General features: G+C 67.0%; 23 protein-coding genes. 11 read left to right on the top strand and 12 right to left on the bottom strand.

Going from position 1 to position 21,962, the window contains the following annotated elements; all coding sequences use genetic code 11:
- Window positions 1-3 precede the first annotated feature (3 nt).
- The gene (locus HF203_RS01845; RefSeq protein ID WP_246221613.1) at window positions 4-375 is read right to left on the bottom strand and encodes an Mth938-like domain-containing protein; all 372 of its coding nucleotides are present in this window, start codon (window positions 373-375) and stop codon (window positions 4-6) included.
- 300 nt (window positions 376-675) lie between these two features.
- Here HF203_RS01845 and HF203_RS01840 point away from each other — a divergent pair, with 300 nt between their 5' ends.
- Window positions 676-984 (top strand): DUF1840 domain-containing protein, encoded by a 309-nt coding sequence (locus tag HF203_RS01840; protein ID WP_168666033.1) that lies wholly within the window; start codon window positions 676-678, stop codon window positions 982-984.
- 73 nt (window positions 985-1,057) lie between these two features.
- Here HF203_RS01840 and gltX read toward each other — a convergent pair whose 3' ends face one another.
- On the bottom strand, window positions 1,058-2,476 hold the full coding sequence (gene gltX, locus HF203_RS01835) for a glutamate--tRNA ligase (RefSeq protein ID WP_168666031.1): 1,419 nt from the start codon (window positions 2,474-2,476) through the stop codon (window positions 1,058-1,060).
- A gap of 295 nt (window positions 2,477-2,771) precedes the next feature.
- Here gltX and HF203_RS01830 point away from each other — a divergent pair, with 295 nt between their 5' ends.
- Genes HF203_RS01830 through HF203_RS01820 form a run of 3 tightly spaced genes read left to right on the top strand, consistent with a single transcriptional unit; the run spans window position 2,772 to window position 5,697 of the window.
- Window positions 2,772-4,445: a glutamine--tRNA ligase/YqeY domain fusion protein gene (locus tag HF203_RS01830; RefSeq protein WP_168666029.1), complete on the top strand. Its 1,674-nt coding sequence runs from the start codon at window positions 2,772-2,774 to the stop codon at window positions 4,443-4,445.
- Window positions 4,442-5,086 (top strand): DinB family protein, encoded by a 645-nt coding sequence (locus HF203_RS01825; RefSeq protein ID WP_246221612.1) that lies wholly within the window; start codon window positions 4,442-4,444, stop codon window positions 5,084-5,086. Before HF203_RS01830 ends, HF203_RS01825 begins: the two co-directional genes overlap by 4 nt.
- Entirely contained in the window at window positions 5,023-5,697 is a 675-nt protein-coding gene (locus HF203_RS01820) for a uracil-DNA glycosylase family protein (protein WP_168666027.1), read from the top strand. The genes HF203_RS01825 and HF203_RS01820 overlap by 64 nt, the downstream gene beginning before the upstream one ends.
- On the opposite strand, the gene HF203_RS01815 is transcribed toward HF203_RS01820, so the two are convergent.
- Together HF203_RS01815 and ruvB are read right to left on the bottom strand one after the other, a co-directional pair.
- Window positions 5,676-6,308 (bottom strand): trimeric intracellular cation channel family protein, encoded by a 633-nt coding sequence (locus HF203_RS01815; protein ID WP_168666026.1) that lies wholly within the window; start codon window positions 6,306-6,308, stop codon window positions 5,676-5,678. The two genes, HF203_RS01820 and HF203_RS01815, sit on opposite strands and share 22 nt — an antisense overlap.
- 43 nt (window positions 6,309-6,351) lie before the next feature.
- Entirely contained in the window at window positions 6,352-7,392 is a 1,041-nt protein-coding gene (ruvB, locus tag HF203_RS01810; protein ID WP_168666024.1) for a Holliday junction branch migration DNA helicase RuvB, read from the bottom strand.
- A gap of 179 nt (window positions 7,393-7,571) precedes the next feature.
- On the opposite strand from ruvB, the gene HF203_RS01805 reads away from it, so the two are divergent.
- Entirely contained in the window at window positions 7,572-7,889 is a 318-nt protein-coding gene (locus HF203_RS01805) for a hypothetical protein (RefSeq protein WP_168666022.1), read from the top strand.
- Window positions 7,890-7,926: 37 nt separating this feature from the next.
- On the opposite strand, the gene HF203_RS01800 is transcribed toward HF203_RS01805, so the two are convergent.
- The 4 genes from HF203_RS01800 to HF203_RS01785 form a co-directional block, all read right to left on the bottom strand.
- Window positions 7,927-8,352, bottom strand: a complete 426-nt coding sequence (locus HF203_RS01800; protein ID WP_168666020.1) for a type II toxin-antitoxin system VapC family toxin — start codon at window positions 8,350-8,352, stop codon at window positions 7,927-7,929.
- 197 nt (window positions 8,353-8,549) lie between these two features.
- The gene (locus HF203_RS01795) at window positions 8,550-11,063 is read right to left on the bottom strand and encodes a glycogen/starch/alpha-glucan phosphorylase (RefSeq protein WP_168666018.1); all 2,514 of its coding nucleotides are present in this window, start codon (window positions 11,061-11,063) and stop codon (window positions 8,550-8,552) included.
- A gap of 71 nt (window positions 11,064-11,134) precedes the next feature.
- Entirely contained in the window at window positions 11,135-13,519 is a 2,385-nt protein-coding gene (locus HF203_RS01790) for a phosphoketolase family protein (protein ID WP_168666016.1), read from the bottom strand.
- Window positions 13,520-13,719: 200 nt separating this feature from the next.
- On the bottom strand, window positions 13,720-14,220 hold the full coding sequence (locus tag HF203_RS01785; RefSeq protein ID WP_168666014.1) for a hypothetical protein: 501 nt from the start codon (window positions 14,218-14,220) through the stop codon (window positions 13,720-13,722).
- A 284-nt stretch (window positions 14,221-14,504) separates the two neighbouring features.
- Between HF203_RS01785 and HF203_RS01780 the strand changes: the two genes are divergently transcribed.
- From HF203_RS01780 to HF203_RS01760, 5 genes are all read left to right on the top strand, one after another.
- Window positions 14,505-15,194, top strand: coding sequence for a hypothetical protein (locus tag HF203_RS01780; RefSeq protein WP_168666012.1), 690 nt, complete (start codon window positions 14,505-14,507; stop codon window positions 15,192-15,194).
- Window positions 15,191-15,550: a magnetosome protein MamC family protein gene (locus HF203_RS01775; RefSeq protein ID WP_168666010.1), complete on the top strand. Its 360-nt coding sequence runs from the start codon at window positions 15,191-15,193 to the stop codon at window positions 15,548-15,550. The genes HF203_RS01780 and HF203_RS01775 overlap by 4 nt, the downstream gene beginning before the upstream one ends.
- Window positions 15,543-15,725, top strand: a complete 183-nt coding sequence (locus HF203_RS01770; protein WP_168666009.1) for a carbon monoxide dehydrogenase — start codon at window positions 15,543-15,545, stop codon at window positions 15,723-15,725. The genes HF203_RS01775 and HF203_RS01770 overlap by 8 nt, the downstream gene beginning before the upstream one ends.
- Complete coding sequence (locus HF203_RS16090; protein WP_210424589.1) at window positions 15,722-16,144, top strand: hypothetical protein; 423 nt, start codon at window positions 15,722-15,724, stop codon at window positions 16,142-16,144. Before HF203_RS01770 ends, HF203_RS16090 begins: the two co-directional genes overlap by 4 nt.
- A gap of 70 nt (window positions 16,145-16,214) precedes the next feature.
- Window positions 16,215-18,338, top strand: coding sequence for a heavy metal translocating P-type ATPase (locus HF203_RS01760; RefSeq protein WP_343043860.1), 2,124 nt, complete (start codon window positions 16,215-16,217; stop codon window positions 18,336-18,338).
- 8 nt (window positions 18,339-18,346) lie between these two features.
- On the opposite strand, the gene HF203_RS01755 is transcribed toward HF203_RS01760, so the two are convergent.
- Window positions 18,347-18,697 (bottom strand): cupin domain-containing protein, encoded by a 351-nt coding sequence (locus HF203_RS01755; protein WP_168666005.1) that lies wholly within the window; start codon window positions 18,695-18,697, stop codon window positions 18,347-18,349.
- 322 nt (window positions 18,698-19,019) lie between these two features.
- Here HF203_RS01755 and HF203_RS01750 point away from each other — a divergent pair, with 322 nt between their 5' ends.
- Entirely contained in the window at window positions 19,020-19,373 is a 354-nt protein-coding gene (locus HF203_RS01750; RefSeq protein ID WP_168666003.1) for an HMA2 domain-containing protein, read from the top strand.
- Window positions 19,374-19,424: 51 nt separating this feature from the next.
- On the opposite strand, the gene HF203_RS01745 is transcribed toward HF203_RS01750, so the two are convergent.
- The 3 genes from HF203_RS01745 to HF203_RS01735 are packed head-to-tail and all read right to left on the bottom strand — an operon-like array spanning window position 19,425 to window position 21,940.
- Entirely contained in the window at window positions 19,425-20,357 is a 933-nt protein-coding gene (locus HF203_RS01745; protein WP_168666001.1) for a DUF3298 domain-containing protein, read from the bottom strand.
- Window positions 20,358-20,369: 12 nt separating this feature from the next.
- Window positions 20,370-21,602 carry an EAL and HDOD domain-containing protein gene (locus HF203_RS01740; protein ID WP_168665999.1) on the bottom strand — a complete coding sequence of 411 codons (1,233 nt, stop codon included), beginning with the start codon at window positions 21,600-21,602 and terminating at the stop codon, window positions 20,370-20,372.
- Complete coding sequence (locus HF203_RS01735) at window positions 21,602-21,940, bottom strand: Hpt domain-containing protein (protein WP_168665997.1); 339 nt, start codon at window positions 21,938-21,940, stop codon at window positions 21,602-21,604. Before HF203_RS01735 ends, HF203_RS01740 begins: the two co-directional genes overlap by 1 nt.
- Window positions 21,941-21,962 lie beyond the last annotated feature (22 nt).

Below are 21,962 nucleotides of genomic sequence, written 5' to 3'. Positions count from 1 at the left end.
GGCTCAGTAGGGCAGCAGTCCCGCGACCACTCGTCGGTCCTCATCGAGCAGGATGTTGAAGGTACGGCAGGCGGCGCCGGTATCCATGAACTCGATGCCGACCCCGCGTGCGATCGCCTCGCGATAGACCGCAGCGGCGGGGAAGACCTGACGCGCCCCGGTGCCGATGATGATCACCTGGGGGTGGTCCTCGAGCAGCGCGGCGATGTGCTCGGAGGTGAGTTCCTCGGCGCGCGCCGGTCCCCAGTCCGGATCCAGTCGCTCGGCCGACACCAGCAGGGCGTGGGTGTAGGCGTGGTCACGGATCCGTGTCCCCTCGGGGCCATAGCCCTGGACCCGATTGCTGCCAGCGTCTTCTGTTTCGGTGAATTTCATGGTCCCGACCATACCCCAGGGCCTGGGAGCGGACAAGCCGGGCGGGCGTCGGTAAGATCGAGCCTCGACCTGTCGGCCGCCGGGTGTGCGTGCCGACCTCCGCCGGTAGGATCTGTTCGTCAGGTCAGGTCAGGTCAGGTCAGGTCAGGTCAGGTCAGGTCAGGTCAGGTCAGGTCAGGTCAGGTGCGCGGGCGCGGGCGCGGGCGCGGGCCGCGTGTTGTCTCCCCCCTGGTCCTGTGTGCTCGCGTGGCTCAACCTGACGACGGTGGACCGGCACCGTTCATCACTGGAGTCCTTGCCATGCTCGTTCACTTCCAGACCAGCGCCTATGCCACCATCACCATGTTCGGCGAGGTCGCCGTACCCCTGATCAAGTTGATGGGGCACAGCGGCAGTGTCCCTGGCGCGCTGCTCGCCGCAGATGTCCCCCAGGCGCTGGAGCGGTTGCGTACCGCGGTCACCGACCATCCCGGGTTGACCCTCGATGCGCCGCATCATGGCGAGGACGATGCGCCGCGTCACGTCAGTCTGGCTCACCGGGCCCTGCCGCTGATCGAACTGCTCGAGGCCGCGGCCGCCGCCGAGGTCAATGTGATGTGGGACCACTGATCCGGTCCCGTGAGGCGACCACGCCGGGGGCCGCGATGGCCCCTGGCGTGGGGTCGGGTGAGTGCGATCAGGGTCAGTCGGATGCGGCCTCGCGCGCGGCGATGTAGGCCAGCGCCTTGTCGATGCGGCGCAGGGTCGCCTCCTTGCCGACCAGCATCAGTGTCTCCTCGATCCCCGGTGAGGCGGCACGCCCGACGATGGCCACGCGCAGCGGCTGGGCGACCTTGCCCATCTTCACCTCGAGTTCCTCGGAGACGCGTTCGACCACGCGCTTGAGGTCGTCCGGCTGCCAGTCCTCGTAGGCCATCATCTCGAAGGCCGCGCGCAGTCGCTCCAGCGGTTCACGGGCGACCGGGCGAAGGTGTTTCTTCGCCGATGTCTCGTCGAATTCGTCGAAGTCCTGGTAGCAGAAGGTGCTGATCCGCGCCAACTCGGCGAGGGTCTTGGCGCGCGCGGCCTGGGCCTTGACCACATCGGTCAGCTCCGGGCCGGTGCTGGGGTCGACCCCCAGCTGTCCCAGGTGCGGACTGAGCAGCCGGGCGATGCGGGCCGGCTCGGCGTGGTGGAGATAGTGCTGGTTGAGCCAGTCGAGCTTGTCGGTGTTGAAGGCCGAGGCGGCCTTGTTGACCGCGCTGATGTCGAACAGCTCGATCATCTCCTCGAGCGAGAAGATCTCCTGGTCGCCGTGCGACCAACCCAGGCGGACCAGATAGTTGAGCAGGGCCTCGGGCAGGTAGCCTTGCTCGCGGTAGGACATCACGCTCACCGCGCCATGGCGCTTCGACAGCCGCGCCCCGTCGTCACCGAGGATCATCGGTACATGCGCATACTTGGGGATGTCGCAGCCGAGCGCGCGCAGGATGTTGATCTGACGCGGGGTGTTGTTGATGTGGTCGTCGCCGCGGATGACGTGGGTGATGCCCATGTCGGCGTCGTCCACCACCACGGTGAGGTTGTAGGTCGGGGAGCCATCGCTGCGACGGATGATGAGGTCGTCGAGTTCGGCATTGTTGAACGGCATCCGCCCACGGATCATGTCGTCGACCACCACCACGCCATCGGCGGGGTTCTTGAAGCGGATCACGTGCGGCTTGTCGGGGTCGACCTGGCGGTTGCGGCAATGCCCGTCATAGCGTGGTTTGACCTTGCGCGCCATCTGATCCTCGCGCAGTTGGTCGAGTCGCTCCCGGGGGCAGTCGCAGCGATAGGCCAGCCCCTTGTCGAGCAGCTCGTCGATGACCTGGTTGTAGCGGTCGAAGCGATGGGTCTGGTAGAAGGGCCCCTCGTCGTAGTCGAGCCCGAGCCAGGTCATGCCCTCGAGGATCGCGTTGACCGACTCCTCGGTCGAGCGTTCAAGGTCGGTGTCCTCGATCCGCAGCACGAACTGCCCACCGTGCCTGCGGGCGAAGAGGTAGCTGAACAGCGCGGTACGGGCGCCGCCGACGTGCAGATAGCCGGTTGGAGACGGTGCGAATCGGGTACGAACGGTCATGGGATTCCGGATCGGTTGTGATGGGAGTGAGCGCAGATTCTAGCAGAGCCGGTCGCCGTAAACGCGGATCGCCGGCCATTGGCCGCCTGGTCGCGCCGAGAGGGTGTCGTGCGCTCGGGAACGCGGCGATCGGTACGCCGGTGCCCGTCTGCGCGGCGGTGTCTCGTCCAGGCCACGCCCGCTGAGGATCGGCGCCACAATAGCGGCAGTCGGCCGTGCGACCAAGCTGACGCCCACGAGCGGGCGCGATAAAATGTACGGTTTGTCGTCCAACCCTTCGACTCCCTGAGACATCATGACCGACGCTGCCGAGCCGACCCGCACCAATTTCATCCGCCAGATCGTCGAAGCGGATCTGGCCGCCGGGACCCACGACCGGGTGGTGACCCGTTTCCCGCCCGAGCCCAATGGCTATCTGCACATCGGCCACGCCAAGTCGATCGTGCTCAACTTCGGGCTGGCCGAGTCGTTCGGCGGGCAGTGCAACCTGCGCTTCGACGACACCAATCCGCACAAGGAGAACGTCGAGTTCGTCGAGGCGATCCAGGCCGACGTGCGCTGGCTCGGCTTCGAGTGGGGCGGCCAGGCGTTCTTCGCCTCGGATTACTTCGAGCGGCTCTATGGTTTCGCCGTCGAGCTGATCGAGCAGGGGCTGGCCTATGTCTGCGAGCTCGACGCCGAGCAGATGCGCGAGTATCGCGGTACCCTCACCGAGCCCGGTCGCCCGAGCCCGTGGCGCGATCGTCCGGTGGCGGAGAACCTCGAGCTGTTCGCGCGGATGCGCGCCGGCGAGTTCCCCGACGGCTCGCGCACCCTGCGCGCGCGTATCGACATGGCCGCGCCCAACATCAACCTGCGCGACCCGGTGCTCTATCGCATCAAGCACGGGGTGGTCCATCACCAGACCGGGGATGCCTGGTGTCTCTACCCGACCTATGACTTCACCCACCCGCTGAGTGACGCCATCGAGGGTGTCACCCACTCGCTCTGCACCCTCGAGTTCGAGGACCACCGTCCGCTCTACGACTGGTGCGTCGAGCACGTCTCGGTGCCGAGCCGGCCGCGTCAGATCGAGTTCAGCCGGCTCAATCTCGAGTACACCGTCACCAGCAAGCGTAAGCTCACCGAGCTGGTCGCCGAGGGGCACGTCGAGGGTTGGGACGATCCGCGCATGCCGACCATCGCCGGGCTGCGTCGGCGAGGCTATACCCCGACGGCGTTGCGCGAGTTCTGCGAGCGTATCGGCGTGACCAAGTCCGAGAACCGGGTGGAGATGGCGATGCTCGAGAGCACCATTCGCGACGACCTCGACGCCCACGCGCCCCGGCGCATGGCGGTGCTGCGCCCGCTCAAGGTGGTGTTGACCAATTACCCCGAGGACGAGGTGCTGAACATCAGCGCGGCCAATCATCCCAAGGACGAGTCGATGGGTCACCGCGAGGTCCCCTTCGGGCGCGAGCTCTATATCGATCGCGCGGATTTCGCCGAGGTCCCGCCGAAGGGCTTCAAGCGGCTGGTGCCGGGCGGCGAGGTGCGGCTGCGCAACGCCTATGTGATCCGCTGCGACGAGGTGGTCAAGGACGCTGCCGGCGAGCTCGTCGAGCTGCGCGCGAGCATCGACCCGGCCACCCTCGGCTGCAAGCCCGAGGGGCGCAAGGTCAAGGGGGTGATCCACTGGGTCGCCGCCGCGCACGCGGTGCCCGCCGAGGTGCGTCTCTACGACCGTCTGTTCCGGGTGGCGATGCCCGGCGCCGAGGGGCAGGACTATCGCGACGACATCAATCCCGACTCGCTCGAGGTGCTGGTCGGCTGCATGCTCGAGCCGAGCCTCGGCGGGGCGCGCCCGGGCGAGCGCTTCCAGTTCGAGCGCGAGGGCTATTTCGTCGTCGATCCCGACTCGACGGCGCAGCGCCCGGTGTTCAACCGCACCGTGGGGCTGCGCGACAGCTGGGGTAAGGCCAACGGGTGAGTCGACGCGAGACCGACGCAACCGATCCGGCGGGGCTGCGCCTCCCGGTGCGCAAGCGCCTGGTGCCCGGTCTCGCCCTGCGCGCCTATGCTGCGCTGGCGTCGCCGGGGGCGGTGTTGCGTCTGTTCCGCCGCGAGGCCGAGCTGGCCTGCGCCATCGCCGTCGGGCTCGACGAGGCGCGGGGGCGGTGCGCGCTGCGTATCCGTCGCGTCGCCGGACTCGAGCCCGGTGGGCGGGACTGGTCGGTCTACATGGTGCTCGATCACCTGGTGATGGTGAATACCGCCGTCACCGCGCTGGTCCACGCCCTTTGCGCCAGTCCGGGCCATCGCGTCGAGATCACGTCGGTCGACGCCACCCCGCACCTCGATGCCGGACCCGATCGTATCGATGCACTGCGCGCGAGCGTCGAACACCACACCGAGGTGATCGAGCGGCTCGGTGTACTCCATGGTCGCGAGTCCTACCCCATACTTGGCTCGGTCCCCTCAGCGCCCGTCAGTGGCGCGCCCGTCTCCATCGCGTGCAGATCCAACGCATCGCACGTCGTCTCGACTGATTCAACCGCAGGATACCGATGTCAGCCTTTATCTCCGCCGTCCCCGCCGAGGCCTCCCCGGCCGACCGGCTCGCCGCCCTGACCCGTCTGCACCATGCGCTCGAGGGCTGTCGTCGCTGCCCGGCGATGTTCGGCCCCTCGGTGCACAGTGCCACCCTGATCTCACCGGTGATGCTGATCGGTCAGGCGCCGGGTACCCGCGAGATCGAGCAAGGGTTGCCGTTCTGCTGGACCGCGGGCAAGACGCTGTTCCGATGGCTCGGCTCGATCGGTATGGACGAGCCCATCTGTCGCGAGCGGCTGCTGATCAGCGCCGTGTGTCGCTGCTTCCCGGGCAAGAACCCCAAGGGCGGGGACCGGGTGCCCGATGGCGAGGAGATCGCGCGGTGCGCCGAGTGGTGGCGCGGTGAGCTGGCGCTGTTGCGCCCACGGCTGGTCATCCCGGTGGGCAAGCTCGCCATCGCCCAGCTGATGGACTTCAAGCGGCTCAACGAGGTGGTCGGTCAGCAGTGGCGCTATCGCGACCCGGCCGGTTGGGAGGCGGACATGATCCCGCTGCCGCACTCCTCTGGGGCCTCGACCTGGTTCAAGATGGAGCCGGGCAAGACCCTGCTGGCCGAGGCGCTGGCGCTGATCGAGGCGCACCCGGCGTGGCGCGCGCTGCGCGCCGATCACTCCTTGGTGGTGAAGTAGGGGAGACTGATCCCCCAGCGGATCGCTGCCATGCGCAGCAGGAAGACCAGGCTCCCGCCGGTGACGGCGGCGACGCTGGGGTTGATCTCCAGCTCGAGCATCGCCAGGAGCACCAGGGCTCCGAGCCAGGAGGCGGTGGCATAGAGCGGGCCCTGGAACACCAGCGGCTCCTCGTTGCAGAGTACGTCGCGGAGGATGCCGCCGACCACCCCGGTGATCACCCCCATGATACTCGCCACCAGCCAGGGCGCATCCCAGGCGAGCGCGGCCTTGGTGCCGGTGACGGTGAACAACGCCAACCCGAGCGCGTCGGGGATCAGGAACAACCGTGCCGGTAACGAGAACACCCGCGCCAGGAAGAAGGTGAAGAGCGCCGCGCCGAGAGCGACGATCGAGTAGGTCTGGTCGGCGATCCAGAACACCGGGCGATCGAGCAGCAGGTCGCGCAGCGAGCCGCCGCCGAGTGCGGCGGCGAGCGCCACCACCACCATGCCGAAGAGGTCGAAACGCTTGCGCCCGGCCTCCAGTACCGCGGCGGCGGCCATCATCGCCACCGCCGCGAGGCTGGTGCAGTACATCAGCAAGTCGAGCGGGATGTGCAGTTGGGTCATGTCGTGACGGATCTAGAGGGGGCGAGAGGACGGCTGCGGTGGGTCAGTCCGCTGTCTGGTCGAACAGCTCGGGCTCGACCGGGGTGCGGCGGCGCAGCCCGAAGTGGTCGTAGGCGGCCTGGGTGGCCATGCGCCCGCGCGGGGTACGCATCAGAAAGCCCTGCTGGATGAGATAGGGCTCGAGCACGTCCTCGATGGTGCCGCGCTCCTCGCCGATCGCCGCGGCCAGGCTCTCGACCCCGACCGGGCCGCCGTCGAACTTCTCGATCACCGCCTCGAGCAGGCGTCGGTCCATGTGGTCGAAGCCCTGGGCGTCGACCTTGAGCATCTCCAGTGCGCGATCGGCGACGGCGGCATCGATGTGGCCGTCGGCACGGACCTCGGCATAGTCGCGCACCCGGCGCAGCAGCCGGTTGGCGATGCGCGGGGTGCCGCGCGAGCGGCGCGCGATCTCGGCGGCGCCGGCGGTGTCGGCGGCGATGCCGAGCAGTCGCGCCGAGCGCTCGACGATGGTGGTGAGGTCGGTCGCGGAGTAGTACTCGAGTCGCTGGACGATGCCGAAACGATCGCGTAGCGGCGAGGTCAGCAGCCCGGCGCGGGTGGTGGCGCCGATCAGGGTGAAGGGCGGCAGGTCGAGCTTGATCGAGCGTGCCGCCGGGCCCTCGCCGATCATGATGTCGATCTGGTAGTCCTCCATCGCCGGGTAGAGCACCTCCTCGACCACCGGGCTGAGCCGGTGGATCTCGTCGACGAAGAGCACGTCGCCCTCCTCGAGGTTGGTGAGCAGCGCGGCCAGGTCGCCGGGCTTCTCCAGCACCGGTCCCGAGGTCTGGCGTAGATTGACCTGCATCTCCTGGGCGATGATGTGGGCGAGCGTGGTCTTGCCGAGCCCGGGGGGGCCGAAGATCAGCACGTGATCGAGCGCCTCAGCGCGAGCCCGGGCCGCGCCGATGAAGATCTCCATCTGGTCGCGGACCGCCGGTTGGCCGACATAGTCGGCGAGCGTCCGGGGACGGATGGCGCGGTCGAGCATGCCGTCGTCGGTGGCGGCCTGGGGGCTGATGATACGGTCTGGGTCGGTCATGTCGCGGTTGGGTTTGGGCAAGGGGTTGGTGTTCGATGCGCCTATGATAGGGGATGCGCGTGTCTGCCGGTGGCGCCGCGTGCCGTGGGTCGTGCCTGGATCGACGTCCGTCCCGGGGTGGCGTATGGTCCGCGCGACGATGAGCGGAACGCTTACAGTGATCGTAACGAGGAGCGAGCATGCCTAACGCAAACAGCCGACTGTTGCTGGAGATCGACGCCGCGATTCGCGAGATCAATCGTCGTCACATCAACCCCGCGATCTCGGAGCTGACCCTGAGTGATCTCAACCCGGTGATCGAGATGGTCGCGCGCGCGCGTGCCAGCTATCTGAAGGCCTTGTTCGAGATCGCCACCAAGTGCGACGGCGAGCTGCCGGGCAAGGATGCGGTGGCGCGGTTGCACGCGCTGCGATTGCGTTATGAGGAGTTGGTCAAGGGGATGCAGGCGTTGGAGACGGCGATCGAGCGCGAGTACCTGGACGTGCGCCAGCGCTGAGTCGGCGCGCCCGGTCGGCGCGCCCCGTACGCCTAGCTCAATCGTGGAGTTCGCGCACGAAGACCTCGGGGTGCTGGACCTTGAGGGCGCTGCCCGGGAAGTCCTCGGGGTTGGCGGTGATCAGATAGTCGAGGCCTTGGGCCCGGGCGCACTCATGGGCCAGTGCATCGTCGAGATAGTTCCAGCCGAGGCGCATCGCCGCGTCGATGACGTGACCATCGACCGGCGCGATCTCGAACAGGTTACAGAGTTGGCCGAGGGTGCCCCGGGCGAGCGACTGCCCCTGGGTACGGGCGAAGAAGGTGTGCAGCTCGTCGATCGCGCTGGCACAGACATAACCGCGCACCTGTCCCCTGGTGACCAGGGCGAGGGCGGCGTATGCGGCATCGTCACGGTCGTCGTCGGCGCTCATGGCCGCGGTCAGTACGGTGACATCGAAGAGTGCCTTGGGTGTCTCGGACATCGTTCATTCCCTGTGGTGTCTGTCAGCCGCGTCGGGCCGTTGGCAGCGGGCTGCTGCGCTGTCGCGTGATCAGGCAGGTCAGACTTTCCATGTCCGGTTTGCATCGTTGCGGACCGATGCAATGCGCCCGATCAAGCGTTCCTTATACGCAAGGCATTATCGTGTGACAAGCGTCACTTTTTGTGTTCGGCGGGCCTCTAGGTGGCCGTCCCTCCGTCTGGCTCGACCGGCATCGGCGCGATCTTCCAGATCCGTTCGGCATACTCGTGGATCGCCCGGTCGGAGGAAAACCGGCCCATGCGTGCGGCGTTGAGGATCGACATCCGCGTCCAACGGGCGCTGTCACGATAGACGTCGCTGACGTGATCCTGCGCCTCGAGATAGGCGCGATAATCGGCCAGCACCATGAAGGGGTCGTGATTGATCAGCTGGTCGGTGAGGGGGCGGAACAGGCTGGTATCGCCGTGCGAGAACAGCCCGGAGTTGATCAGGTCGATGTCGGCGCGTAGTTCCGGATCGTCGTGATAGTGCTCCCAGGGGTGATAGCCCTCGGCCTGACGGCGCGCCACCGCGGCGGCATCCATCCCGAAGAGGAAGAAGTTCTCGGCGCCGACGGCCCGGCGGATCTCGATGTTGGCGCCGTCGAGGGTGCCGATGGTCAGTGCCCCGTTCATGGAGAACTTCATGTTGCCCGTCCCCGAGGCCTCCTTGCCGGCGAGCGAGATCTGCTCGGAGAGGTCGGCGGCGGGGTAGAGGCGCTGCGCGTTCTTGACGTTGAAATCGGGCATGAAGGCGACCCGGATGGTGCCGTTGACCGCGGGGTCGTGGTTGATCACCTCGGCCACAGCGTTGATCAGCTTGATCAGCAGCTTGGCGGTGAAGTAACCGGGCGCGGCCTTGCCGCCGAAGATGAAGGCGCGCGGGGTGATGTCGTGATTGGGGTCCTGCTTGATGCGCTGATAGGTACGGATGATGTGCAGCACATTGAGGTGCTGGCGCTTGTACTCGTGGATGCGCTTGGCCTGGATGTCGAAGAGCTGCGCCGGGTCGAGGTCGACGTCGGCGCGGGTGCGCAGCCACTCGGTCAGATCGCGCTTGGCGGCGGTCTTGATCTCGCGCCAGCGGGCCTGGAAGGCTGGGTCGTCGGCATGTTCCTCGAGTCGGCGCAGCTGCTCGAGGTCGCGCGCCCAACCGGTGCCGCCGCAGACCTCGCTGATCAGCCGTCCCAGCCGCGGGTTGCTGACCATGATGAAGCGTCGTGGCGAGACCCCGTTGGTGACGTTGGTGAAGCGCTCGGGCCAGAGGTCGTGGAAGTCGCGCAGGATGGTGGTGCGCACCAGCTCCGAGTGTAGCTCCGCCACCCCGTTGACCTGATGACTGCCGACCACCGCGAGGTGTGCCATGCGCACTCGGCGCTCGCCGTCCTCGCCGATCAACGACATCCGCGCCACCCGCGCATCGTCGGCGAAGAAGCGCACCCGTACCTGATCGAGAAAGTGCTGGTTGATCTCGTAGATGATCTCCAGGTGACGTGGTAGCAGCCGCTCGAACAGCGCCACCGGCCAGGTCTCGAGTGCCTCGGGCAGCAGGGTGTGATTGGTGTAGCAGAAGGTGCGGTGGGTGATGCCCCAGGCCTGCTCCCAGTCCATCAGGTGCTCGTCGAGCAACAGCCGCATCAGCTCGGCGATGGCCAGGGCCGGGTGGGTGTCGTTGAGTTGGGCGACGAACTTCTGGTCGAACTGCTCGAGTGGGCCGACGGTATTGAGATGCAGTCGGATCATGTCCTGCATCGAGCAGGAGACGAAGAAGTACTGCTGCTTGAGCCGCAGCTCCTTGCCGGCCTCGGGCTCGTCGTTGGGATAGAGGATCTTGGAGATGGTCTCGGCCTCGATCTTGGCGTGGACCGCGCCGTAGTAGTCGCCGATGTTGAAGGCCTGGAAGTCGAGCGACTCGGCCGCCTCCGATTTCCACAGTCGCAACAGGTTCACGTTGTCAGTGCCAAAGCCGAGGATCGGGGTGTCATAGGCCATGCCCTGGATCACCATCGCCGGTACCCAGCGGGTGCGCCACTGGCCATCGGCGTCGCGATAGCGTTCGGTGTCGCCGCCGTAACAGACCGGGAAGCAGATCTTTGGCCGCGGGATCTCCCAGGGGTTGCCATTGCGCAGCCAGTTGTCGCTGACCTCGACCTGCCAGCCGTCCTCGATGCGCTGATCGAAGATGCCGAACTCGTAGCGGATGCCATAGCCGATGGCGGGGATGCCCAGGGTCGCGAGCGAGTCCATGTAGCAGGCGGCCAGCCGCCCCAGTCCACCGTTGCCGAGCCCCGGTTCCTCCTCCTCCTCGAGCACCGTGGTGAAATCGAGTTCGAGGTCCTCGGCCGCCTCGCGTGCGGCTTGGCTGATGCCGAGATTGATCAGGGTCTTGGCCAGGTGCGGGCCGAGCAGGTACTCGGCCGAGAGGTAGCAGACGGTACGGGCATGGCTCGATTTGAACAGCTGCGCCGAGCGCACCCAACGCTCGAGCAGTCGGTCGCGCGCGGTATAGGCCGCGGCCATGTAGAGGTCGTGAGGGGTGGCGACCTCGCGAAAACGCCCCTGGATGAAGAACAAGTTGTCGATGTAGGCCTGCTTCAACGCCTCCTTCGACATCCCGGTGCGGGTCGGTTCGCGGGGCTCACAGGGCTGCTTGGGGGGATGCGCCTTGCTCATCGGTGACTGACGCCTCGGTATGGAATAGGGGGATGGCGGGAAGGGGCGCGCCGACGCGCGCCCCGGCTGGCTCAATAGGGCCAGGTCCAGTCGTCGATATCGGGCTTGTCGACACCATGCTCGAAGGCATAGTTGCGGCACTCGATCTGCATGTCGCGTAGCCGTTCCTTGACATGGGCGCCGGCCACCTGCAGTCGCGGTACCCGGTCGATGGCATCGATGGCGAGGCTGAAGCGGTCGATCTCGTTGTTGATCGCCAGCTCCAGCGGGGTGTTGATATTGCCCTTCTCCTTGTAGCCGCGCACGTGCATGTTGCGGTGATTGGTGCGGCGATAGGCGAGACGGTGGATTAGCCAGGGATAGCCGTGGAAGTTGAAGATCACCGGCCGGTCCTTGGTGAACAGGCTGTCGAAGTCGGCGTCGTTGAGCCCGTGGGGGTGTTCACCGGCCGGTTGCAGGCGGAACAGGTCGACGACGTTGATGAAGCGGATACGGATGTCGGCGAAGTGCTCACGCAACAGCGCGGTGGCCGCCAGCGCCTCCTTGGTGGGGATGTCGCCGCAGCCGACCATCACCAGGTCGGGCTCGCCGCCCTGGTCATTGCTTGCCCATTCCCAGATGCCGATGCCCTTGGTGCAGTGCTTGATGGCCGCGTCCATGTCCAGGTACTGCAGGTGGTTCTGTTTGTCGGCGACGATGACGTTGATGTCGTCGCGGCTGCGCAGGCAGTGGTTGACGGTCGAGAGCAGGGTGTTGACGTCCGGGGGCAGATAGATCCGCGTGACCTCGGGGTTCTTGTTGACCACCACGTCGAGGAACCCCGGGTCCTGGTGGGTGAAGCCGTTGTGGTCCTGGCGCCAGACGGTGGAGGTGATCAACAGGTTGATCGAGGAGATGCGGGCACGCCAGGGGATGTCCTCGCAGATCGACAGCCACTTGGCGTGCTGATTGTACATGCTGTCGATGACGTGGACGAAGGCCTCGTAGGTGGCGAAGAAGCCATGTCGACCGGTGAGCACATAGCCCTCGTACCAGCCCTCGAGGGTGTGCTCGGAGAGCATCTCCAGCACCCGACCGTCGGGCGAGAGTTCACCGCCGTCGGCGTCCTCCTCGCGATAGTCGCACAGCCACAGTTTCTTGCTCACCTCGTAGATGGCGTCGAGCTTGTTGGAGGTGTTCTCGTCCGGGCCGAAGACACGGAAGTTGTCCGCGTTACGCGCCATCACGTCGCGCAGCATCGCCCCCAGCGGTCGGGTGTTCATCGCCCGCTCGGTGCCCGGCCGGCTGATCGGCTGGGCGTAGTCGCGGAAGTCGGGCAGGCGCAGCGCCCGTCGCAGCAGGCCGCCGTTGGCATGGGGGCTGGCGCTCATGCGCATCTCGCCCCGGGGCGCGAGTGCCTTGAGTTCGGGGCGCAACCGGCCCTGTTCGTCGAACAGCTCCTCGGGGCGATAGCTGCGCATCCACGCCTCGAGCTGCTCGAGATGGCCGGGGTTGTCGTGCATCCCCGAGAGCGGTACCTGGTGGGCACGCCAGAAGCCCTCGACACGCTTGCCGTCGACCGCCTTCGGTCCAGTCCAGCCCTTGGGGGTGCGTAGCACGATCATCGGCCAGTGACAGCGACTGGCCTGGCCGCTCTCGCGCGCCTGTTGCTGGAAACCACGGATCTCGGCGATGCAGCGATCGAGCGTCTCGGCCATGCACTGGTGCATCGCCATCGGGTCGTCGCCCTCGACGAAGTGCGGCGTCCAGCCGTAGCCGCGCATCAGGCTGGCCAGCTCCTCGTTGGGGATGCGCGAGAGCAGGGTGGGGTTGTTGATCTTGTAGCCGTTGAGATGAAGGATCGGCAATACCGCACCGTCGCGGATCGGGTTGAGGAACTTGCTCGAGTGCCAAGAGGTGGCCAGCGGACCGGTCTCGGCCTCGCCGTCGCCGACGGCGACCGCGACCAAAAGGTCCGGGTTATCGAAGGCCGCGCCGAAGGCGTGCGAGATCGAGTAGCCCAGCTCGCCGCCCTCATGGATCGAGCCGGGGGTCTCGGGGGTGCAGTGCGAGCCGATGCCGCCGGGGAAGGAGAACTGCTTGAAGAAGGCGCGCAGGCCTTCCTCGTCCTCGCTCTTGTTGGGGTAGACCTCGGAGTAGGTGCCCTCGAGATAGATCGGGGCGAGTACGCCGGGGGCGCCATGACCGGGACCGGCGAGGAAGATGGCCGGCTGGTCGTAGGCATTGATGATGCGGTTGAGATGGACGTACATGAACGACAGTCCAGGGCTCGCGCCCCAATGACCGAGCAGGCGCTGCTTGAGATGTTGCTCGCGCAGCGGTTCGCGCAGCAGCGGGTTGTCCCGCAGATAGATCATGCCGACGGCCAGGTAGTTACAGGCGCGCCAGTAGGCATCGATCTTCGTCAAAAGCTCGGGGGACAGACTCGCGTCGGGATGCGCGACGGGGGTGACCATTGCAGACTCCTCAATCGATGATTGTGTGAGCTCAGGGGATCACGATAGACGATGGCCAGGGGGATGGCTAGAGACGGTTGATGACCACACGACGGGAGCGCACGGCGGTGCTCGGGTGCTAGTGGCACCCGGCGAGGCACGGATTGTGGGCGGTAGGGATGGCCTCGTGTGGTGTGTCGAGGCGTGTCCCGGCGTCGATCTTAATGACGCAGCGGTGAGAGTGCCGTGACCATCAGGGCGCGGATGCGCGACTGGGTCCGGTCACGCCAACAGCGCCACACATCGGCCATGATCCAGCGCGCGGCCTGCAGCTTGAGTCGACACAGCGGACAGTCGCCCCGCAACCGGCTGCGGGGGCTGCGACGTGAGGGCGATTTGGCATTGGTCGTGGGTTTTCGTGTACGATGGGGCGCGAGGACCGCCGCCGGGCGTGATTGATGGATCAATGGAGTCAGAGTGGAAGATATAGCGTCTGCATCCAAAGGATGGTGGGGATGATGCTCGACCACCAGGCTGGCGCAGGCAGGATTGCAGCGCACCTCCATCACCCCGGGCAGATCGCGCAGCGCCTTGCTGAGCGTGCGCCCGGTCCCCGGCTCGGCGAGCAGCAATGGAACACGCAGCCGGAGACGCCCCGGCACCTGGTGACAGATCGAAAACGGGGGCAATTGCCCCTGGTGTGCAGTAGGTGCGGACGGCATCACTGGTTCCTCCGAAGGACACTCCAACCATCTCGAGACTCGTCGAGTCTAATCCCCAATCGGCCTCTCTGCAAACGTGAATCGTTATTGTTTGCGATGAGTGGCTGCGTTACCTTTATCCCCCAATCAGGATTGGCCGCCGAGGTGTCGCGGCCGTCCCCGGTGTTCCATCGCCAGCAATCTGGCCCGTACCCGGGGCGGTGTGTTGCGCGAGACCAGCGGGCGCGTCCAGCGGCACCGTTGCAGAGACGGCGCCACAATCCATCCATCCAAATGGAGTCACCATGAGCGAACACACGTCAGAGGCGCAGCAACGGCCGGGAATGTCCGGTGGCGGTCAAGAGGGGGCGCCGACACGACACGGCGAGACGGGCCAGGGTAGCGCTGGTCCCGCGCCGGCCGGGGGCGCGCCCTGGCCCCAACAGGGGGCTGATGGCGGCATGGGGATGCATGCCGCCCGTCAGCCCGACTGGGGTGCGCCGGCGCCGGGATATGATCCCTACGCGCCTCAGGGGTATGCCTATGGTCCTCAGGCGCAGGGCGGCTATGGCCCTCAGCCTGGGCCGCAACAGCCGCAGTGGGGCCCAGGCATGGTCCCTCCGCCCCCTGGTTTCTACCCCGGGGCGATGCCGCCGCATGGGTTTGCCCCCCAGCCTGCGCCCCATCCGGAGTGGGGCGGTTATGGGGCTGCGCCCGGCGCCCACCATCCCGGTGCCTACCCGGGACAGGGTGCGGGCGCGCAGAACGGGGCCGGACACGGCCATGGCGTTGCCGAGTTGGTCGAGGAGCTGGCCAGTGGTGGTAACGGTCTCAATAGTCTTTCCAAGCTGGTCGACTTCAATGACACCGACTTCTGGAAGGGGGCGTTGCTCGGCGCGGCGGCGGTACTGGTACTGAGCAATGGCTCGGTCCAGCGCACCCTCTTCGGTGCCGCCGGCAAGGGGCAGGGCGAGACCGGGGAGCAGGGCGGATGAACCAGCCCCCCCTTGTCTGGCCGGCCTCCTCACCTGTGGCCGCTCCCCAGGCGCCAGCCATCAGTAGCGACTGTGGTTCATTGGTGCGCCTGGCTACCCTGGGCGCGGTGATCGGTGGCAGCCTGGCCGCAGCGCGTCAGTTCGATCGTATCCAGGCCGGTGAGCAGCTCCCCAACCTGGCCCTGGTCGAGACCGGCAAGAGTGCCGTGGCCGCCGGGGTAGCCACGGCCGCCGCCGGGGCCGTGGCCTCCTCGGTCGCCGACCAGGGGGCACTGCGTCTGGGGCTGATGTTCCTGGCTGGTTCGGCGGTCTTCTACGGGCTGCGTCAATGGACCGAGGGAGAGGGTGATGAGTGATCAACGTCAGCGTCATCAGCATGGGGTCAGAAAGAATCTCGCCGAGGGCATCGGCGGGCTGGTCACCGGCGCGGCCGTGGTGATGTTGCTGCGCGGTCTTGCCAAGGCGCGTGGTAACCGCAACCGGCAAGCGGTGCCGGACAACGAACGAACGACGACAGGAGATTCGGCATGAACAATCCGTACGGCTATCCGGGGCAGGGCGGCCAGGGCCACCCGGCGGGTACGGCCCAGGGACAAGCCCAGGGTGGACAACAGTATCAGCAGTATCACCAGGGGGGTCTACCGCCGCAGGGGCAGGGCTATTACCAGGGCTACCATGTGCCGCCGCAGGCGATGGCGCAACCGCACTGGTATGCCCAGCAGAACCAGCCGGGGGCCTTGACGACGCTGTCGCGCGACCGCTTCCTCAAGGGGTTGGTGATCGGTGCCGCGGCCACCTATCTGCTCACCAACGAGCAGGTACAGCGTACCGCGATCAACGGTATGGTCCGCGCTTGGGCGATGGTCCAGGGCGGCGTCGAGGAGATCAAGGAGCGCTTCGGTGATGCCGAGGCCGAGTTGCGTCACGCCACGCAGCGCCAGGATCCCTGAGCTTCGCCCATCCCAAGCCCGCGCGAGCGGTGGTGCGCCACCGCTCGCGCCCACCCCAGGACCCCAACTCGTGACCCCTTCCTTGCCTGCGCTGCGCTATCACATCGTCCATCAATTGCCCGGTCGCCTGCGGCTGCGGTTGCCCGCCCTGGGTGCACCGGGATGTCGCCCGGAGGCATTCGAATGCTGGTTCGAGGCCCTGCCCGAGGTGCGCGAGGTGCGTGCCGCGTTGGCGACGAAGTCACTGGTGATCGTGTTCACGCCGACAACGGAGGCGCGTCTGCGCGTACTCGAGCGACTGCGGGCCTATGTGCCCCATGTCGCCGAGGTGTCGCAGCCGTTGCCCGAGGCCGCGCCGGAATCGGGGTTGGCGCCAGTGGCGACCTCGCTGCTCGCGTTGGCCCTGTTGCCGTTGTTGCCGGCATCCTGGCGTCTGGGCGTGGCGCTGGCCAGTGCCGCGCCGACGCTGGCGCGCGGGGTCGACACCCTGGTCAACGAAGGGGTCAAGGTCGAGGTCCTCGACGCCGTAGCGGTAGGGCTCTCGGCGGCGCGTGGCGAGGTCTATGCCGCCACCGTCACCGATCTGTTGCTGCGCCTCGGCGCCTATCTCGAGGAGCGGACCGCGCACCGCTCCGACCGCATGCTGGCGCGGCTGCTGCGTCCCGACCCGGCACCGGCCTGGGTCGAGCGCGACGGTGAGCTGGTGCGTGTGCCCGGTGATCAGGTTCGGGTCGGTGAGGTCATCCAGGTCGGCCCGGGGGAGCGGGTCGCAGTTGACGGCCGGGTCATCGATGGTGTTGCCCTGGTCGATCAATCGGCGGTCACGGGCGAGGATGTGCCGGTGCGCAAATCGGTCTATCGACGGGTGATCTGTGGCTCGGTGCTGGTCGAGGGACGGCTGCGTATCGAGGCCACGCAGGTCGGTACCGAGACCACCTCGGCGCGGGTGGCGCAGTTCATCGGCGAGGCGCTGGCCAAGCGCTCGGTCACCCAGAGCGAGGCCGATGAACTTGCCGATCAGCGCGTGGCGCTGACCCTGGGGAGCGGCGCGGCGGTCTACGCCGCCACCCGTGACCTGCGGCGGGTGCAATCGGTGTTCTTGGTCGATTATGCCTGCGCGCTCAAGCTCGGCACCCCGGTGGCGATCAAGTCGGGGATGGCGCGGGCGGCGGCGAGCGGGGTGCTGATGCGCGGTGGTGATGCCATCGAGCAGCTCGCCGGTGTCGACACTTTGGTGTTCGACAAGACCGGGACCCTGACCCACAGCGAGCTGGCGGTCACCGATGTCGAGGTGTTGGCCACCCACCCGGGGTGTGGCGAGTGCGATCTGCTCGCGCTGGTCGCCTCGATCGAGGAGCACGCCTCGCACCCGATCGCTAGTGCCGTGGTCGATGCCGCACAGGCGCGTGGGCTCAAACATATCAGCCATGGCGAGGTCGATTATCTGGTCGCCCATGGGCTCTCGGCCGATGTCGCCGGGGGGCGGATCATGATCGGCAGCCGGCATTATCTCGAGGAACACGAGGGTGTCGACTTCGCACCCTTCGAGTCACGCATCGACAGCTTCCACGACGCCGGTAAGATCCTGCTGTTCGTGGCCAATCGTGAGGGCCCAGTGGGGTTGATCGCATTGCGCGATACCCTCCGACCCGAGACCCCGGCGGCGTTGGCGCGACTGCGTGCGCTCGGGATCGAGCGGTTGGTGATGATCAGTGGTGACCGGCGCAGCAAGGCCGAGGCGTTGGGGCGTGAACTTGGCTTCGACGCGGTGCATGCCGAGGTCGCACCCGAAGACAAGGCCGCGATCCTGATGCGCCTGCAGGAGACGGGGGCCAAACTTGCCTTCGTCGGCGACGGGGTCAACGACGGGCCGGCGCTCGCTGCCGCCGACGTCGGTATCGCCATGCCGCGCGGCGCCGATATCGCTCGCGCTACTGCCGACATTCTGCTCACCGACGACCGTCTCGACGCGGTGGCCGACGCTCGTGCCCTGGCGCTTGGCACCATGCAGTTGATCCGCAACAACTTTCGCGCCGCCGTCGGTATCAATACCGCGATCCTGATCGGGGCGGCGAGTGGCCGGATCTCACCCCTGGCCAGCGCCGTCCTGCACAACGGCACCACCCTCGGGGTGTTGTTCAATGCCCTGCGGGGTGTGAACGTCGACCGTGTCGAGGCGACCCGGCGTGACTGAGGGCGGGATCAGCCGGGCGGGAGGTGGGCGCGGACCGGGGCGCCGAAGAAGGCCAGTACCGTGAGGTCTTCCTCGATATCGAAGAAGGCGTGGCTGCAGGCGGCGTGCACGTACATCAGGGTGCCCTTCTCGACCAGCCGCACGGTGTCACCGACCCGTAGCTGCGCGCGCCCCTCGAGCACCAGATAGAGCTCGTCCTCCTCGTGGGCGCTGGCCATGTCCTTGGAACCGGCCGGTAGATGATAGACCGAGCAGGAGAGCGACGGGGTACGCAGGAATTCCTTGAGTGCGACACCGTTGTGATCGACGCTCGCGATCAGGTCGTCGAGCTGGAAGAGGAGCCAGTCTGCGTCTTTCATGAAATCTTCAATGCTCCGGCAGGGATGGGAAGGGGACACGCGCGTACACGCCTCCCGCTGATCCGTCCGAAAATAGCAAGGTTGCCGGCAAGAAACAAACGCGTACCCCTTGTTTCTGGATTGATTGATAACTATTATCGATAACTGTTCGCGTTCGCGCCTTCGGGTCGTCCCGCGAGGTCGTCCCTCGTTGTCCGATCACCCCGACGGGATCTGGTGGTGCGCGACGTCGACATGGATGCGGTGGTTCCTGAACCGATGATCGCCGGCGCCGGGCCAGGCACATCGATGACCTTCCTGCGACAAGAGTTCCGAGGCTTCCATGCGTCATTACATCCATCATGTCCCTGGGCGATTGCGGGTCCGTTCGGCAGCATTGCGTTGTCGCTCGCTACTCGACGGCGAGGCGCAGCGCCAGCTGTTGGCGCTCGAGGGCGTGCGTGAGGTGCGCTTCAATCCGCGCGCATCGAGTCTGACCCTGCTTTACGATCCCGAACGGATCGGCCGCGCACAGTTGCTCGCGGCGCTCGAGCAACACGGCTGTGTCGAGGTCGGGCCGGGCACGGGCACGCTGACGAACACGGCCGGTCACCTGTTCGGCAAGGCCCTCGTCGGCGCCTTCGTCAACAAGGCTGTCGAACGCTCGGCCTACAAACTGGTGAGTGTTTTTATCTAACCCCGCCGTTTGGCGTCCGTCCCTGAGCGGGCGGGCGCTCGGCGTCGCTGCTCAGTCTGCCCGCATCGGTCGAGCGAGCAGGTCGTCGATCTCGCCATAGGGGATCAAGACCCGCTGCGCGCCGGCGGCATAGGGGGCGACCGCATAGGGTGGGAAGATCACCGTCAGTCCGTCGGGGCCGGGTAAGAGCCACTGATAGTTCTCCGACACGGGCGCGGTACCCTGATGGATCCAATCGCTGTCGGCGCCGAGCAGATCGCGTTCGGCGAGTGCCGCGCGGCTGTGTCGAGCCAAGCGCTGGAGCCAGGCGCTGTCGGTGCGGAACAGTGCTGCCGGGTCGAGCGGGCGGGCCGTGGTCAGGTCCAGCAGCAGCGGCGCGAGCAGCGGCATGCCGTGCGCCCCGCCGTCGTATTCGTAGCCCTCGAACACGATCACCTGAAGCCACTCGGTGCGATGCCCCGCCTCGCCCTCGAGCGCGAACGACCAGGCCGGACCGAGCGGTGGCTCGGGCTCGGCCAGGCGTTCCTCGGTCCTGGCGAGAAAGCCGTCGACCTGGTCCTGGACGTACTCGCGCACCGCGCGATTGATCGCCTCCGCCGCCCCGGCGAAGCGCGGATAGCTGGCCTCGAGTTGGTAGTGCGGACCGCTATGAGTGAGCTGCGCCCGCGGTGGTGCCAGTGCCTCGAGGCGTTGCTGATAGTGCTCGCGCAGGCAGGTCCGATCCGGACCGCAGCGGTTGCGCGCGGCCAGCCAGCGGCGCTGGGCCTGGCGCAACGCCTCGCGCTCGGCGGGCGGGCGCCCCGCCTGCGCGGCGCGGTAGTGATCCGCGAGCCGGGCATCGAGGGCATCGAGTTCGGTATCGGTGCAGATGGCGTGCTCGACCGGGGTCGAGGCGCGATCGCAATCGAACCCGGCGGCGCCGGCGAGCGGTGGCAGCAGTACGATCCCGAGCAGTGCGGCGGTGGCATGGTGGGTCATCGTCATCCGTTTGCTTCCTCATCTGAGTGCGTCGAGCGTCTCGCGGGCCCAGTCGATGGCTTGGAGGTAGCGCGTCGAGAGCCATCCGGCGGAGACGACGAGGTCATCGGGGGGGCGCGCGTCGGGCTGCTCGAACCCCTCGATGATCTCCAGCGCCAGCCCCATGCTCCCTTCATGATTGAGCAAGGCCGTACGCAACTCCGCTCCCAGGCGCATCTGTTCGACGATGTCCTCGAGGGCGATGCCGAGGAAGCGCTCGAGCGCTGAGAGCAGCCCCAGGGTGAAGTAGCGCTGTGCCTCGTTCCCGGGGGCGAGCACGGGGGCGAGCAACTCGCCCATGCGGGCGCGTATCAGGATCTGCTCGATCGCCACCGGTGAGCCCGGGGTGCGGCGCAACATCAGCAAGAGCGCCCAGTGACGGATGGTGGTGCGGCCGAGCACGAAGAGGGCGTGCTCGATCGATTCGACCGGCTCCTGGCGGCGGAAGCGGGGGCTGTTGGCGAGGCGTAGGATCTCGAGACTGAGCGCCGCGTCGCTGGTGATGGTCCGGCTGATCTCGGTCACCGAGGCGTCGGGTCGTTGTAGGAGTTCGATCAGGCGCACCAATGCGAGCGCCGCGCCAGCCAGGCGCTGTCCCTCGACCACGTTGGGATAAGAGAGGTAGAACCCCTGGAAATAATCGAATCCGAGCCTGCGGCAGCGCGCGAGTGTCGCCTCATCCTCGATCTTCTCGGCGACCAGGGGGCGGGCATGGGCGCTGAGGCGGGCGTACTGCGTCTCGAGTTGCTGTGCCGTGCAGGCCCGGGCATCGAGCTTGACCAGATCGATGGACGCGAGCACGTGCGCTGGCGGTATTCTCGTGTCCGGGCAGCGCAGCGCGATCCTAAACCCCTGCTCTCTGAGCAAGCGGATGCCGGCCAGGGTCTGGGGGCCGATTTCACTGGTTGCTGGCAGCTCCAGTACGGTGCGTTCGGCGGGTAAGGCGGCGATCACCTCGCGCCCGATGAAGCGTGGCGAGAGGTTGATGAAGGCGAGTCGATCGCCGACCAGGTTCTCGACACCGATATCGACGAAGGCGGTGCGCAGCAGCTCGGTGGTGGCCCAGTCGGCGTCGTTGATCTCGGCGCTGTCGGTGTGTCCGGCGCGAAACAGCAGCTCGAAGGCGGCGATCTCGGCATTGGCGTCGAAGATCGGCTGACGACCGACGAAGACCGGGCGCATGTCGCTTGCGCCGTGGGGCAATCTTGACATCAGGGCGCCTCGCGTAGCGCGCCGCACGCGCGCAATTCCTCCAGGGTGTTGACGGCCAGGGGGCGCAGGCACGCGCGGGCGTGAGCGGCCGCCTCGAATTCCCCGGCGCGGGCGGCCTGTTCGAGTGTGGTGGCGGCGCGGGCGAGGGTGGTGGCGCCGATGTTGCCGGCGCTACCCTTGATGGCGTGGGCCAGTTCGCCGCACTCGCTCAGTGGCAGCGCCTCCAGGCGCTCGAGCTGTACGGGCAGCTGTTGGGCGAAGGTGAGGACGATGGCGTCGAGCTCCCCACCGAGCAGGTCGCGTAGCTCGCTGAGCGCCTCGGGGTCGATATGGGCCATGGTGATCTCCTCATGCTGATGA

The organism is Marichromatium bheemlicum (assembly GCF_012276755.1).
In the GTDB taxonomy this organism is placed as follows: domain Bacteria; phylum Pseudomonadota; class Gammaproteobacteria; order Chromatiales; family Chromatiaceae; genus Marichromatium; species Marichromatium bheemlicum.
Note: the sequence above shows the minus strand (reverse complement) of the source record. Positions and strands in the feature narration are given on the sequence as shown.

What these genes read in the sequence shown, in the direction of transcription:
- HF203_RS01845 (WP_246221613.1), bottom strand. Translation starts at nt 375, where the DNA reads ATGAAATTCACCGAAACAGAAGACGCTGGCAGCAATCGGGTCCAGGGC.
- HF203_RS01840 (WP_168666033.1), top strand. Translation starts at nt 676, where the DNA reads ATGCTCGTTCACTTCCAGACCAGCGCCTATGCCACCATCACCATGTTC.
- gltX (WP_168666031.1), bottom strand. Translation starts at nt 2,476, where the DNA reads ATGACCGTTCGTACCCGATTCGCACCGTCTCCAACCGGCTATCTGCAC.
- HF203_RS01830 (WP_168666029.1), top strand. Translation starts at nt 2,772, where the DNA reads ATGACCGACGCTGCCGAGCCGACCCGCACCAATTTCATCCGCCAGATC.
- HF203_RS01820 (WP_168666027.1), top strand. Translation starts at nt 5,023, where the DNA reads ATGTCAGCCTTTATCTCCGCCGTCCCCGCCGAGGCCTCCCCGGCCGAC.
- HF203_RS01815 (WP_168666026.1), bottom strand. Translation starts at nt 6,308, where the DNA reads ATGACCCAACTGCACATCCCGCTCGACTTGCTGATGTACTGCACCAGC.
- ruvB (WP_168666024.1), bottom strand. Translation starts at nt 7,392, where the DNA reads ATGACCGACCCAGACCGTATCATCAGCCCCCAGGCCGCCACCGACGAC.
- HF203_RS01805 (WP_168666022.1), top strand. Translation starts at nt 7,572, where the DNA reads ATGCCTAACGCAAACAGCCGACTGTTGCTGGAGATCGACGCCGCGATT.
- HF203_RS01800 (WP_168666020.1), bottom strand. Translation starts at nt 8,352, where the DNA reads ATGTCCGAGACACCCAAGGCACTCTTCGATGTCACCGTACTGACCGCG.
- HF203_RS01795 (WP_168666018.1), bottom strand. Translation starts at nt 11,063, where the DNA reads ATGAGCAAGGCGCATCCCCCCAAGCAGCCCTGTGAGCCCCGCGAACCG.
- HF203_RS01790 (WP_168666016.1), bottom strand. Translation starts at nt 13,519, where the DNA reads ATGGTCACCCCCGTCGCGCATCCCGACGCGAGTCTGTCCCCCGAGCTT.
- HF203_RS01785 (WP_168666014.1), bottom strand. Translation starts at nt 14,220, where the DNA reads ATGCCGTCCGCACCTACTGCACACCAGGGGCAATTGCCCCCGTTTTCG.
- HF203_RS01780 (WP_168666012.1), top strand. Translation starts at nt 14,505, where the DNA reads ATGAGCGAACACACGTCAGAGGCGCAGCAACGGCCGGGAATGTCCGGT.
- HF203_RS01775 (WP_168666010.1), top strand. Translation starts at nt 15,191, where the DNA reads ATGAACCAGCCCCCCCTTGTCTGGCCGGCCTCCTCACCTGTGGCCGCT.
- HF203_RS01770 (WP_168666009.1), top strand. Translation starts at nt 15,543, where the DNA reads ATGAGTGATCAACGTCAGCGTCATCAGCATGGGGTCAGAAAGAATCTC.
- HF203_RS16090 (WP_210424589.1), top strand. Translation starts at nt 15,722, where the DNA reads ATGAACAATCCGTACGGCTATCCGGGGCAGGGCGGCCAGGGCCACCCG.
- HF203_RS01755 (WP_168666005.1), bottom strand. Translation starts at nt 18,697, where the DNA reads ATGAAAGACGCAGACTGGCTCCTCTTCCAGCTCGACGACCTGATCGCG.
- HF203_RS01750 (WP_168666003.1), top strand. Translation starts at nt 19,020, where the DNA reads ATGCGTCATTACATCCATCATGTCCCTGGGCGATTGCGGGTCCGTTCG.
- HF203_RS01745 (WP_168666001.1), bottom strand. Translation starts at nt 20,357, where the DNA reads ATGACGATGACCCACCATGCCACCGCCGCACTGCTCGGGATCGTACTG.
- HF203_RS01740 (WP_168665999.1), bottom strand. Translation starts at nt 21,602, where the DNA reads ATGTCAAGATTGCCCCACGGCGCAAGCGACATGCGCCCGGTCTTCGTC.
- HF203_RS01735 (WP_168665997.1), bottom strand. Translation starts at nt 21,940, where the DNA reads ATGGCCCATATCGACCCCGAGGCGCTCAGCGAGCTACGCGACCTGCTC.